Raw genomic sequence first — 12261 nt, 5'->3', positions numbered from 1 at the left:
GAAAATTGACGAATCACTCGATCGTTATGCGACAGGATGCTTCGCATCGCAAGTGTCGGCGAAGATCGCAATTCCGGTTTGATCGTTACAGCTTGCCAAGGGGGACGGCGACGATTGGGAAGACTTCGTTGAATTAGGACGATCAAGGCGACTGCGCTGGTTCGATTCAGCCGATCGTGACGATGAAAACGATGAGCTGACACGAGAGAGAGAGAGTCCGATGAAAATACGGTCCGCACCGATCTCACTTTGCCGCAACGACCTTCCGGCCTTGTTGCTGGGGGCGACGGCGCTTCTGGTCGCCTTCGCACCCGTGAAGGGGCTTGCTCAGGTCGTACCCTCGTATCGCAATTACGATCGGGGCTTCGTGGCGCGGGGTTATCAGAGCACCGGATTGGTGAACCGAGGCTTCGTCGCCGGCGGAATCCAGACGCACGGTTTTGTCAGCCGTGGCTACCGTAATCCGGGGATGCAACCGGGCTTCGGCGTCAACCGCTACAACCCGCGTGGGTTCGGAACATTCGGCGTATCGGGGTACGAGTTTCGACCGACTCCGCGGGCATCTCGATCGCGCAGTGTGGAAGACTCGAACCGCGCGGACCCGGCCCAGTCTACAGCAGTTCTCGCAGATCGAGCTCAAAACCGGGAAGCAGCGGTGATTGATACGGCTGACTCTCCGGAAGTGTTTGAGTCGTCCCGCCCTGCAGCACAATGGTCAGCTCCCGGGCAAAGCGATCGATGATCCAGTACTCCTTGACGCCGGCTGCCGGGTACTCGCGGGCCTTGTCGACGTAATCTCGCCGACGGTCGCGAGCCGATTCAGAGACGATTTCAATCGCAATCGTCGGGATGTCTCGAAAGACGTCGGGCTCGCGTCCGAGTCCGACCCAGATGGCCCGATCACACACGCGGCGATCCTCCCCGACGATCACGGAGTTCTCCGGCAGCGTATCGTCAATGCACCCGCCTTGCGGATGCCCCTCCATGTAGCTGCGAAGTAGATAGCCGAGTTTGTCACCGGTTCGACGATGGAACGGGCCGGCAGGTGGTGACACGACGAGCACTCCGTGGATCAGTTCGTAGCGGTAGCCTCGCTCGGCGTCGTCGATGACGTCGAACTCGTCGGGTGTCATGAGCATCCCGTTGTGGGAGGGCTCCAACCGGGTGAGCGTCGGTGAGTCGGCGAGAATCATCGGTCCCTTCTGAGTCGGCTGCGCGGCTGTTCTGCATACCAAATCATCATAACGGAGAATGGGCCGGAGGGGAGAATCTGATCGGCGCTTCACAGGCGGGATTCCCTGATTCGCATCGTTTTCCCGATCGAGTCTGGCAGTGGTGCCCTTGGCGACAGTAGGCTGATGCTTCACCTTGACCATCCAGCCGCCGCGAAGCCCGAGTGGAGCAACCGACAATGTCCATGACCCCGATGTCCCCTATGTCCGATGTGGGAATTGAAGAGGTTCGAGAAAATTCGACCTGGTATCTGATGATCGGCATCGTGCTGGCGATCCTTGGCGTGCTGGCGATCGGGGCGGCCGCTCTGGTGACGGGCGGCGTGATCATTGCCGTCGGAGTGATGATTTTGCTGGCCGGAGTGCTGCAGGCCGGTCACGCATTCATGCGGAAGAAATGGAAGGGCTTCTTCCTCGATCTAATCGTGGGCTTGGTCTACGCGGCCATCGGAGTGCTCTGCCTGATTCACCCCTTCGCCGCGGCCGCGGCGATCACGCTGCTGATCGCCATTTCGCTGATTTTAGGCGGCATCTTTCGAATCGCCGCCGCATTCGCTGTGCGGCCGCCGCACTGGCTCCTTGTGCTGATCAACGGAGCGGTCGGGTTGCTGCTCGGCGTTCTCATTGCGGCGCAGTGGCCGTTTTCAGGTGTTTGGGTGATCGGCCTGTTCGTCGGGATCGATCTCGTCTTCAGCGGGATGAGTCTAATCTTTCTGAGTATAAGCGTCGGTCAAATGACACCAGCGCCTGCCGGAGATTCGGAAGTCGCCGCTTCCTGACCGACCGAACAACGGTGCGGCGATCAATGAATCGCCCGGCAAGCATTCGCCCGAGCACAGCCAAGGGATTGCCCTGGTGGCGGGCGCTTCGACATGCCCCAGAATTGTCGTGATGTCGTGAGAAAGTCTCGCGACGAACCACCGGATTTTATTTCAAAGGTCTTCAGATGCGTTTCTTAACAGGCGCCGTCGTCGTATTGCTGATGGTTTTGACGACGCTGGCCCAAGCTTCACCCTTCTCCGTTGTCGGCTCATTCGACGTGGTCGGGGGCCAACGCGACGGCGAGGATTTACCGAAGGCGGAATGGGAGGGCCTGACCGTCATCTTTACCAAAGACACAGTCGTTACAGTCAAAGATGACAATAAACTTTACGCGGCGAAATATCGGATCGTCGGCGCCTCCTCGAAGATTCCCGGGGCATTGATGATCGACATGACCAGTACGATTCCCAAGCCGGGCCAGAAAGCCCGCGGACTGATCGAGATCGAGCAGAAATCGGGGATCGCGAAGTTGATCTATGCCCTTCCGGGAACCGGTCGACCGGACGACTTCGAACCAGGTAAAGGCGAACTGATGTTCGAATTGAAGCCGCTCGCCGAGCCGGTTTCTGTCGAGTAATTCACGAGCTGACAGCCTTCAATGCGAGAAACCGCGGGAATCCCCGCGGTTTTTCATTGCGCCCGGTCGGATGCACTTCGCGTGCGCTGGACAGCAGGCGTCATTCCCGGTCAGCATAACGGATCAGCGCGGGGCTCTGCCGTGACCACTCTCGCCCAGCCAAAACTTTACGAGACCAAAACATGGATCATGTCGTACAGGCAAGCGGATTCGACGACGGATCTGTCTCGCGTCGCAGACTACTCGCCGGAGCGGCGGCTGGGGCGGCGTTTCTCGCGACCGGTCGGCCTGCTTCGACGGCAGACGACGCTTCGCCGGCCAAGTCTTCGGCTGCCGGGGGACGATTAAAGCAATCGGTATCCCGCTGGTGCTTCGGACGAATTCCGCTCGACCGATTCTGCAAAGAGGTGAATCGTCTCGGCCTCGTCGGGATCGATTTATTGGGGCCGGAAAGCTTTCCGACGCTCAAGAAGCACGGCTTGGTCTGCACGATGACGACCTCGCACAGATTGGCCAACGGATTGTGTGATCCGAAGTTCCACGACGATTGCATCACCAAGATCACCGCCGCGATCGAAGCCAACGCCGCGGAGCAGTTTAAGAATGTGGCGTGCTTCTCCGGAAATGCCCGCGGCATCGATCCTAAGACCGGCATGGCGAACTGCGTGCGTGCATTGAAAGAAGTAACGCCGCTCGCCGAAGAGAAGAACGTCACACTCTGCATGGAACTGCTTAATAGCAAAGTCGATCACGCCGACTACATGTGTGACAATTCGAAATGGGGCGTCGAACTGGTCAAGCAAGTTGGGTCCGATAACTTCAAATTGCTTTATGACATTTATCACATGCAGATCATGGAGGGCGACGTGATCCGGACGATCCGAGCCAATCATGAGTATTTCGGTCACTATCACACCGCCGGCAATCCCGGCCGGAACGAGCTCGACGACTCACAGGAATTAAATTACACGCCGATTGCCAAGGCGGTCGCCGATACGGGGTTCGATGGCTATTTCGCTCACGAATTTGTGCCCACGCGCGACCCGCTCACCAGCCTGGCCGAGGCGGTCGAAGTCTGTCGGGTTTAGCTCACCTTTTAAGATGAGAATAAATTGATGGATGAATTATTAGTATCTTCGCAGCATGGCGTCACAACGTTGACGCTCAATCGCCCTGAAAAGCGAAATGCGTTATCGCATTCACTTCTCGTCGAGATCGATGAGGCGCTTGACAGGATTGCGAGCGACGAGGAATCGCGGGTCGTCGTTCTGGCAGCGAACGGCCCCGCGTTCTGCGCCGGGCACGATTTAAAAGAGATGACCGGTCGGCCCGAAGAAGAATACCGCGAACTCTTTTCCACCTGCTCGCGGGTGATGCAGAAATTAAGGTCCCTGCCGCAGCCAGTGATCGGCCGGGTTCATGCCCTGGCCACGGCGGCCGGTTGCCAATTGGCCGCGGCGTGTGACTTGGTCATCGCAGCCGACGAAGCCTGGTTCGCCACTCCCGGAGTCAAAATCGGGCTATTCTGCTCCACGCCGATGGTTCCGTTGGTTCGCAGCGTCGGACCGAAAGTCGCCATGGAGATGCTGCTGACCGGAGTGCCGATCTCCGCGCGGCGGGCCTATGAAGTCGGGTTGGTCAATCGCGTCGCGCCCACAGAGGAACTGGACGCCATCATCGCGGAGTATTGTACGGCGATTCTCGCCAGTAGTCCCCTCACGCTCGCCATCGGCAAGCAGGCGTTTTATGAGCAGCTTTGCTTAAGCGAATCGGAAGCCTACGGCGATGCGACCGACATTATGGTTCAAAATGCGCTTAAGGATGATGCACAGGAAGGCATGACGGCGTTTCTGGAAAAACGTAAGCCGGAGTGGACCGGAACGTGAACGAGAGCGAAACCGGGTCCGGTCTTCCGGGGTTCGACGAATTATTCCGGCGGGCCGATGCGCTAAGGGAGCCGGTCTCAGCTGTCGCCGTCGGCGGAGCGGATGAGACGGTGATTAAAGCGCTTGCGGAAGCTCGCACTCGCGGATGGATTCGACCAATCGTCGCCGGTGGTAAAGGCCAGATTGAAGACGTCGCCGAGAGCTGCGGCATCGACCTGGCCGGATTTAGAGTTCTCGATACCGATGATCCTGCTGTTACCGCGGTCTCGGAAGTCCGCGAAGGACGGGCTCAAATATTAATGAAGGGCCAGGTCGCCACGCCCGATTTAATGAAGGCGGTCTTCTCGCGAGAGGCCGGCCTGCGCACAGGTCGGGTGGTCGCCCAAATGGTGCTGATGGAGATCGTTCGCGATGATCGCGTCTTTCTCCTGACCGATACCGGAATTACACCCGAACCGACTTCTGATCAGCGCGGGGAATTAATCGGTCACGCCATTGAGACTGCGGCCGCGTTGGGCGCCAGCGAGCCCAAGATCGCCCTCATGGCCGCGACCGAGAAGGCAACCGAAGCATTGCCCGATTCGCTCGATGCCGCAAAGCTGGCGAGTCAATCGTGGCAACCGGCCATTGTCGAAGGTCCGCTCTCTTTTGACTTGGCTTACGCGGCCGGTGCGGCAACGAAAAAGCGCCTGACAAGCCGCGTGGCTGGCAGTGCCGATGCAATGGTTTTTCCAGATTTGACGAGCGCAAACCTGACGGTCAAGGGGATCATGTACACGGCCGATTGCCGCTTCGGCGGCGTACTTTGCGGCACCGCTGCCCCGGTGGTCTTCATGTCGCGGGCCGATTCAATCCAAACGCGGCTGCGATCACTGGCACTCGCGTTAAGCACCATGTGAGTTTTCTCAATGCCTTCGATTTCCAGTAGTTTTCTTGAGGTATCGGCGATGCAAGCCCGCACGACGAGCCGTCGGGGCATCAGCTGCTTCGGTCATTGTTCCAGTGCGGCGTCAACGACATTAACGGCACTGCCGTGCGTATTGATGGCCGTCTTAATTAGCTTGACGATTACCGGACGAGCAACGGGGTCGGAGCGACCGAACATCTTATTGATCTTTACGGATGACCAAGGTTGGCCGACGCTCGGTTCTTATGGGAACGAGCATGTGCCAACCCCGCACCTCGACCGCCTCGCGGCCGAAGGGATTCAATTTACGGACGCGTACGTGCAACCTCAGTGCACTCCGTCCCGCGCCAGCCTGCTCACCGGTCAGCACAGCGCTCGGAACGGCATGTGGCACGTCTTGACGTGGTACGGGTATCCTCACGCACGGATGACCGAGCCGATGTTCGTCGAAGACCTGCCTCGTGACAGTTGGACGTTAGCGAAAGGACTGAAGGCCGCCGGCTATCGCACGGCGTGCCTGGGGAAATGGCATCTGAATTCAAATGACGACGGAAATTATAAGAGGTTGAACCCGAATGCGGCGAAGCACTTCGGATTCGATTACGTCAACAAGAAGTTGCCCCAGAGGGTGTGGAATGACGGTGGGGATCGCGGCGTTGAGTGGCTGACGGATGAAGCAATCAAATTCATCGGTGACCAGCGTGACGAGCCATGGTTCGTCTATCTTTCGCACCACATGATCCACGGGAAAGTCGTTGCGCCGAATCGCCTAACTCAGAAATATCTTGATCGCGGATATCCCGCCGAAGGGATGTTTAACGCGACCTATCTCGCCGGGTTGGAAACGATCGATCAGTCTGTCGGTCGAATCCGCTCTGCATTAAGAGAACTCGGAGAGGACGAGAATACCTTAATCATCTTTCTCTCCGACAACGGCGGCGTTGATGAACGGTTTCACGTCGTCGGAGTGCCGGGGGACGAGCAAAATCCTGCTCGACTGGAACTCAATCTAACTGAATTCGACAATGCGCCGCTTCGTATGGGAAAGGGCTCGATGTACGAAGGCGGGATTCGTGTGCCGATGATCGTCCATTGGCAGGACTACGGATTAAGCGGCGAGGTCGTCAAAACCCCGGTGCATGTCGTCGACATTGTGCCGACGCTGTTCGAGGCCGCCGGTGCCGATACGCCGGCCAGTCATGTCGTTGATGGCGACAGTCTGCTCCCGCTGATTACAGGGGAGGGCTCCTTTAATTCTGACCGCCCGCTGTTCTGGCACCTGCCGCTGTACGATGCCCGTTGGGGATTGACGCCATGCGCAGTGGTCCGGCAGGGGCCGTATAAGCTGATCCACTTCTTCGGCGATCGTTTCGACGCAGATCTCCGCTACCGGATCGGCCAACACGACGAACTTTATCACCTGGTGACCGATCCGGGCGAGCAGCAAAACCTCATGGCGACCGAGCCGGAAACCGGCGAGAAATTAAAGGCGACGCTCGCCGAATGGTTGAATAAGATCGACGCACCGATTCCTGTCCAAAACCCGCACTACGATCCGGCCAAGGCGTTTGCCGAAACGCGGGAAATGCCGAGGTGGTACCTCGAAGAACGGTCCGTCAAATAATCCTGATTTGTCGGGTCACAAGTCGTTGGTATTAAACGTATCGCCTTGTGTGATGTCGCCGGTTTCAAAGCCGCGACGGAACCAGCGAACGCGTTGCTCCGAAGTCCCATGCGTGAAGGACTCCGGCACGACGTATCCTTGTGACTTCATTTGCAGACGATCATCGCCAATTGCGGCGGCCGCCCTGAGGGCCTCCTGAACATCGCCTGGTTCTAAAATATCCCAGTTCTTTTGGGCGTGATGAGCCCACACGCCGGCAAGAAAGTCGGCCTGAAGCTCCATACGAACGGTCAGTTCATTTAATTCTTCTTCAGAGACACGGCCGCGGGCGCGATTCAGGCGGTCCGAAAGCCCCAACAGATTCTGCACATGGTGGCCGACCTCATGAGCCACGACATAGGCCTGCGCGAAATCGCCGGGGGCGCCTAACTTCTTGCTCAGGTCATCGTAGAACGACAGATCAATATAAACGTGATGATCGGCCGGACAATAGAAGGGACCGACGGCTGAACTATTTAATCCGCAGGCCGATTTCACGGCGCCATTAAAGAGCACGAGTTCCGGCTCGGAATACTTTCGACCGAGCTGCTGGAACTGCTCCGCCCAAACTTCTTCGGTATCGGCCAGAACCACGGAGACGAACTTGGCACGTTCCTCATTGACTTTATCGTTCCCGACGGGTTGGTTGACCTGCGGCCGTGGCCCGGCGTTGTTAGCCACCACCCGCAGGATCTGCCCGGGATCGACTCCGAGTAAGAAGAGGATGATCACGATGATCAGCAAGCCCCCGCCGCCCAACCCGGCGGTTGCCATCGGAGCGCGTCGACCGCGCCGGTCTTCGATATTCTTGCTGCCTCTTCTGCCTCGCCAACGCATCGTCGTGCCTCATCCGTAGGAACCGTTATCGCACGATTATGGGGTGACAAGGTCGCAGATCGCGACCGTAAATCGTGCATCGGCGACCGATCTCGGGATCACACTGATTTGACACTTGTGCGCTGGTGTGCGAGACAGGGGCGAGCGTTGGCGTGACAGCGGTATTTCAGCAGCAGTATTTCAGCATCAAGGATCGGCAATGAGCGATTTCGAACCGGTCGAAGAAGATCAACCTTCCGGCCGACCGCCGCGACGTCGACGCCCACAGCAATCGCGAGGGCCGGGCCGTAAGAAAAAGAACGCGTCGGGCGGCATCGAACGGATGATTCCGTCGAACAACATTCCCGCGTTGATCGGTTACTACATCGGAATTCTGGCCCTGATCCCATGCGTGGGGATCATTTTGTCGATCCCCGCGATCGTGCTCGGCGTGATGGGATTGCGAAAGTTTTCGGAGGACCCTTCGGTCCACGGAAAAACGCATTCGATCGTCGCGCTCGTCCTCGGCGGGTTTTCGCTTTTGGCGTATGGCGGGGGCATCCTGTTCATGATTGTTGCGTCGGCGTTGGATCAGTAAAGACGATTACGCCACGAAGAAACGGAGCGGTTTGCGACGGGAATTCCGGCGCAACTTGCCAGCGGCTGCCTGGCCGTGGCACCATATCGCGCGGCCCGATCTGCCGGGTTTGCGATCCTCTAATACGAATTTTCTTGAGAAGGCTCAATCGATGCGCTCTATTTCCACCATTGCGGCAACTCTGCTCGCGCTTGTGTCATTCGGTTCGTTCGCGGCAGCGGGCGAGTGGACCTCGCTGTTTGACGGTAAATCGTTCGACGGCTGGAAGGCCAGCGAGAATTCCGATAGCTGGACGATCGAGGATGGGGCCTTCAAATGCTCCGGCCCGCGGAGCCACCTGTTTTATGTGGGCGATGAGAAGCCGTGGGATGACTTCGAGTTTCGCTGCAAGGCAAAAACCACCAAGGGCAGCAACTCCGGCATCTACTTCCACACCGACTATCAGGAGTCGGGTTGGCCGAAGGGCGGCTTTGAGGCCCAGGTCAACAATACCGGCAGCGACCCCAAGAAAACTGGCAGCCTCTACGCCGTCCAGAACGTCATGGAAGCTCCCGCGAACGACAATGAGTGGTTCGACTATCACATTAAGGTCGACGGCCGAGACATTACGATCAGCATCAACGGCGAAGCGGTGACCGAATACACCGAGCCGGAAGGGACGAAGCCGGGCAAACGCTTCGAGCGCGCCCTCAGCGAAGGCACCTTCGCCTTTCAAGCCCACGACCCGAAGAGCGTGGCTTATTTTAAGGATATCGAGGTGAAGCGGTTGGATTAGTCTTCATTAGTGAGCCGAGGGTATGGAAGCGATTTGGCCCGCCGTTGATTGGCTGATCCTATCCGCCATGGTGGCGACAGGATTTTTGGGCCTCCGTCTCCTTTCGAGGCGTTGGCTCATCGCCTTGGGGTTCTATTCGCTGCTGGTCGCATTTATTGCTCCGGCGAGCTTTGCGACATCACGCCCGTCTCACGATGCCTTCGATGCATTGCGAACTGAGGGCCCTAACCCCTTGACGTTGGTCTTTTCAGCCATCGAATCAATCGGCGGTGCGCCCGTCTGGGCATTATCGGCTGTGACAGACGAATTTGAGCCGGTCTTGAAGCAGCTTCGGAGACCGACCCGGACTGACCCCGAAGCCGTTACTTTATCCTGGAATTCATTGCGGCGCTGTGCGTAATTCGACTGATAATTGATATCTCCGGAAAATCTAAAGCCGCGATTCGAACTGACCAAGAACCGTTTGGCAGTACGTGAGTTTGGGTTTGGTTTTCGGTAATCCTGTCGTTGAAGCACATTGTTTCGTGCTCGGTGACAAACTTGATGGAACTTAGCGACCGGATAACTCGTCCGATCTCCTAATTGTTCGCTGCGCTCAACTTTGGAGAAGCAAAATGCTCGGGTTTCGGTTTACTTGCGTCGTTTCGCTTTGTGTTTGCCTGTGCAGCATCGCCGTTGCCGATGAAAACGAAGCGGTGCCGCTGAAGCGGCTCGTGATGTTTTCCTCCGGTGTGGGGTTCTTTGAGCACGCCGGGACCGTTGAGGGGACAGAGAATATCGAATTGGAATTCGGTGCGGAGCAGATTAACGATTTGCTCAAGAGCCTCGTCGTCTCCGATCGCGGCGGCTCCGCGGGGATCGTCAGTTACGGCTCCCGCGATCCTATTACGCGGACGCTCAAGACGTTTTCGATCGACCTGACACAGGCGCCGTCGCTGTCCGATCTTCTCTCTCAGGTGCGCGGGGAGAAGATCGAAGTTCAATCGCTCGGCGAAACGATCACTGGCACGATTCTGAGCATTGAATCGCGAGCAAAGATCGATGGGGAAACGAAGATCGACATAAAATACGTCACCTTGGTCACGGACGACGGCCTCCGCAGTGTGAGCCTTGATCAGGTCGGTCGAATTAAATTGCTCGACAAGGCACTAAATCGCGAACTTAGCAAGGCCCTCGCCGTGCTCGCCACGGCCCGCGGCAATGAGAAGAAGTCGGTCTCGATTGAATTTCGAGGTGAAGGCAAACGCGACGTCGGCCTCGGGTACGTTCGCGAGATGCCGATTTGGAAGACGAGCTACCGGCTCGTGATGGATGAAGAGGACAAAGCGTATCTCCAAGGTTGGGCGATCGTCGAGAACACGACCGAATCGGATTGGGACGCGATCGACCTCTCGCTCGTCTCCGGTCGGCCGGTCTCCTTTCGCATGGACCTTTATCAACCGCTCTATGTGCAGCGACCCCTCGTGGTGCCTGAGTTGTATGCGTCATTGGTGCCGCCAAAGCATGATCAGAATATGAGTGAACGTAAATCGCATTTATCTGACCCAGAAGAAATCAAACGGTCGAAGAGTCGGTTGAGCGGCACCCCTTCATTCGGTGCTGGAGGCGGTGGAGGCTCTGTTCCTTGGGGAATGCCCGGGACTGGACGCCCGATGGGCCTGAAGGGTCCACCGCATCTGCCTTATGGTAGCCCTGCAATCGTAAGCGGCGCTCCTCAAGACAATGAAGATCGCGATGCAAATCAAGACTTCGGGAATGTCGATTTCTTCGTACCGCAAAGTCGGTCGATGGCGGAAGCGGAGGAGTTGGGCGAGCTGTTTCAATATCAAATTGCCGCGCCCGTCACGCTCGGACGACAGAAGTCCGCGATGCTGCCGATCATTAGTGAGGATGTTGAAGCCGAGCGCGTTTCGGTTTACAACGAGAACGTACTCGCCAAGCATCCGATGCGGTCGATTCGGCTCATCAACAACACCGATCTACACCTGATGCAAGGGCCGGTGACGATTTATGATGACGGCGGCTATGCGGGAGACTCGCAATTCGACGACATTTCGCCGGGTAACGATCGCCTGCTGAGCTATGCCGTCGACTTGAACACGGAGGTCTCCGCGCAATCGAAGTCGTCACCGACGCGGATGGTTTCCATCGCAATTAAACGCGGCGTCGTCTATACCCGTTCGTCACAGGAACTGACGCGGACATACACCATTAAAAACTCCGGGGACGAGGCGGAAAGTTTACTGATTGAGTACCCTCTGAACGGTGACTGGAAACTGGTCGAACCGGAAGAGCCCGCCGCGAAAACCCGCGATCGTTATCGCTTTGCCGTCGAGGTTCCCGCTCGCGAGACGAAGGAGCTGCTATTGAGGTTTTCCAAAAATAATCTCACGACGGTGGCACTGGGTAACAAATCAGCGAACGACCGCACCCTGATTGCCTATATGAAGTCGGACGTCATCAGCGACGAAGTGAAAGCCGCGCTGGAGGAGGTCGTGCGGCAGAAAACGAAGATCGCGGAATTTACGAAGCAGCGCCAGCAAGCCGTGGCGGAGTTGAACGCGATTTCGAAAGAACAGGAACGTATTCGCCGAAATATGCAGGCGATCGACCGCAACACCGAGCTTTACACTCGCTATATTACGAAACTCGGCGAGCAAGAAGACCGGGTTGATGCGCTTAAGAACCAGATCGAAGAGTTGCAGCAGCAAGAAAACGCCGCGCAGCGGAAGTTGAACGAGTATCTTAATGGGCTGACCATTGAGTAACGATAGGTAAGCCGCGCTCGAAGTAAACGGATCATCGAGCGACTGCGATTCTTAATGTGAACCTTGACTTAATGATCGCGTTTCATACACGGACCTTCTCCCTCGGGAGAAGGTAGCCGCACGCCGGAAGGGGGCACGTCCGTGCCTTTGTGCCTGCGGCAGCAAATCGCGGGCCTTCTCCCTCGGGAGAAGGTGGCCGATAGGCCGGATGAGGGGG

Annotated in this window: 11 protein-coding genes; 9 read left to right on the top strand and 2 right to left on the bottom strand. The window is 57.4% G+C overall.

The window, feature by feature from the left end; all coding sequences use genetic code 11:
- Positions 1-611 precede the first annotated feature (611 nt).
- Positions 612-1193 (bottom strand): Uma2 family endonuclease, encoded by a 582-nt coding sequence (locus Pan189_RS04760; protein ID WP_310821089.1) that lies wholly within the window; start codon positions 1191-1193, stop codon positions 612-614.
- 242 nt (positions 1194-1435) lie between these two features.
- Here Pan189_RS04760 and Pan189_RS04755 point away from each other — a divergent pair, with 242 nt between their 5' ends.
- From Pan189_RS04755 to Pan189_RS04730, 6 genes are all read left to right on the top strand, one after another.
- Positions 1436-2011, top strand: coding sequence for an HdeD family acid-resistance protein (locus Pan189_RS04755; protein WP_310821088.1), 576 nt, complete (start codon positions 1436-1438; stop codon positions 2009-2011).
- Between the two features lie 167 nt (positions 2012-2178).
- Positions 2179-2631, top strand: coding sequence for a hypothetical protein (locus tag Pan189_RS04750; protein ID WP_145362813.1), 453 nt, complete (start codon positions 2179-2181; stop codon positions 2629-2631).
- A gap of 182 nt (positions 2632-2813) precedes the next feature.
- A complete protein-coding gene (locus Pan189_RS04745; protein WP_145362812.1) occupies positions 2814-3719 on the top strand; it encodes a hydroxypyruvate isomerase family protein in 906 nt (301 codons plus the stop codon).
- A 27-nt stretch (positions 3720-3746) separates the two neighbouring features.
- Complete coding sequence (locus Pan189_RS04740) at positions 3747-4517, top strand: enoyl-CoA hydratase (protein WP_145362811.1); 771 nt, start codon at positions 3747-3749, stop codon at positions 4515-4517.
- Positions 4514-5416: a phosphate acyltransferase gene (locus Pan189_RS04735; RefSeq protein ID WP_145362810.1), complete on the top strand. Its 903-nt coding sequence runs from the start codon at positions 4514-4516 to the stop codon at positions 5414-5416. Before Pan189_RS04740 ends, Pan189_RS04735 begins: the two co-directional genes overlap by 4 nt.
- A gap of 9 nt (positions 5417-5425) precedes the next feature.
- A complete protein-coding gene (locus Pan189_RS04730) occupies positions 5426-7048 on the top strand; it encodes a sulfatase (protein WP_145362809.1) in 1623 nt (540 codons plus the stop codon).
- A 15-nt stretch (positions 7049-7063) separates the two neighbouring features.
- Here the strand turns inward: Pan189_RS04730 and ypfJ are convergent, their stop codons facing one another.
- Complete coding sequence (gene ypfJ, locus Pan189_RS04725; protein WP_145362808.1) at positions 7064-7924, bottom strand: KPN_02809 family neutral zinc metallopeptidase; 861 nt, start codon at positions 7922-7924, stop codon at positions 7064-7066.
- Between the two features lie 199 nt (positions 7925-8123).
- Here ypfJ and Pan189_RS04720 point away from each other — a divergent pair, with 199 nt between their 5' ends.
- From Pan189_RS04720 to Pan189_RS04710, 3 genes are all read left to right on the top strand, one after another.
- Entirely contained in the window at positions 8124-8501 is a 378-nt protein-coding gene (locus Pan189_RS04720; protein ID WP_145362807.1) for a hypothetical protein, read from the top strand.
- A 151-nt stretch (positions 8502-8652) separates the two neighbouring features.
- A complete protein-coding gene (locus Pan189_RS04715) occupies positions 8653-9276 on the top strand; it encodes a 3-keto-disaccharide hydrolase (RefSeq protein WP_145362806.1) in 624 nt (207 codons plus the stop codon).
- Positions 9277-9890: 614 nt separating this feature from the next.
- On the top strand, positions 9891-12044 hold the full coding sequence (locus Pan189_RS04710) for a hypothetical protein (protein ID WP_145362805.1): 2154 nt from the start codon (positions 9891-9893) through the stop codon (positions 12042-12044).
- The last annotated feature ends 217 nt before the right edge of the window (positions 12045-12261 follow it).

It is taken from the genome of Stratiformator vulcanicus, assembly GCF_007744515.1.
GTDB lineage: Bacteria > Planctomycetota > Planctomycetia > Planctomycetales > Planctomycetaceae > Stratiformator > Stratiformator vulcanicus.
This window is presented reverse-complemented; position numbering and strand designations above follow the sequence as displayed.

What these genes read in the sequence shown, in the direction of transcription:
- Pan189_RS04760 (WP_310821089.1), bottom strand. Translation starts at nt 1,193, where the DNA reads ATGATTCTCGCCGACTCACCGACGCTCACCCGGTTGGAGCCCTCCCAC.
- Pan189_RS04755 (WP_310821088.1), top strand. Translation starts at nt 1,436, where the DNA reads ATGTCCGATGTGGGAATTGAAGAGGTTCGAGAAAATTCGACCTGGTAT.
- Pan189_RS04750 (WP_145362813.1), top strand. Translation starts at nt 2,179, where the DNA reads ATGCGTTTCTTAACAGGCGCCGTCGTCGTATTGCTGATGGTTTTGACG.
- Pan189_RS04745 (WP_145362812.1), top strand. Translation starts at nt 2,814, where the DNA reads ATGGATCATGTCGTACAGGCAAGCGGATTCGACGACGGATCTGTCTCG.
- Pan189_RS04740 (WP_145362811.1), top strand. Translation starts at nt 3,747, where the DNA reads ATGGATGAATTATTAGTATCTTCGCAGCATGGCGTCACAACGTTGACG.
- Pan189_RS04730 (WP_145362809.1), top strand. Translation starts at nt 5,426, where the DNA reads ATGCCTTCGATTTCCAGTAGTTTTCTTGAGGTATCGGCGATGCAAGCC.
- ypfJ (WP_145362808.1), bottom strand. Translation starts at nt 7,924, where the DNA reads ATGCGTTGGCGAGGCAGAAGAGGCAGCAAGAATATCGAAGACCGGCGC.
- Pan189_RS04720 (WP_145362807.1), top strand. Translation starts at nt 8,124, where the DNA reads ATGAGCGATTTCGAACCGGTCGAAGAAGATCAACCTTCCGGCCGACCG.
- Pan189_RS04715 (WP_145362806.1), top strand. Translation starts at nt 8,653, where the DNA reads ATGCGCTCTATTTCCACCATTGCGGCAACTCTGCTCGCGCTTGTGTCA.
- Pan189_RS04710 (WP_145362805.1), top strand. Translation starts at nt 9,891, where the DNA reads ATGCTCGGGTTTCGGTTTACTTGCGTCGTTTCGCTTTGTGTTTGCCTG.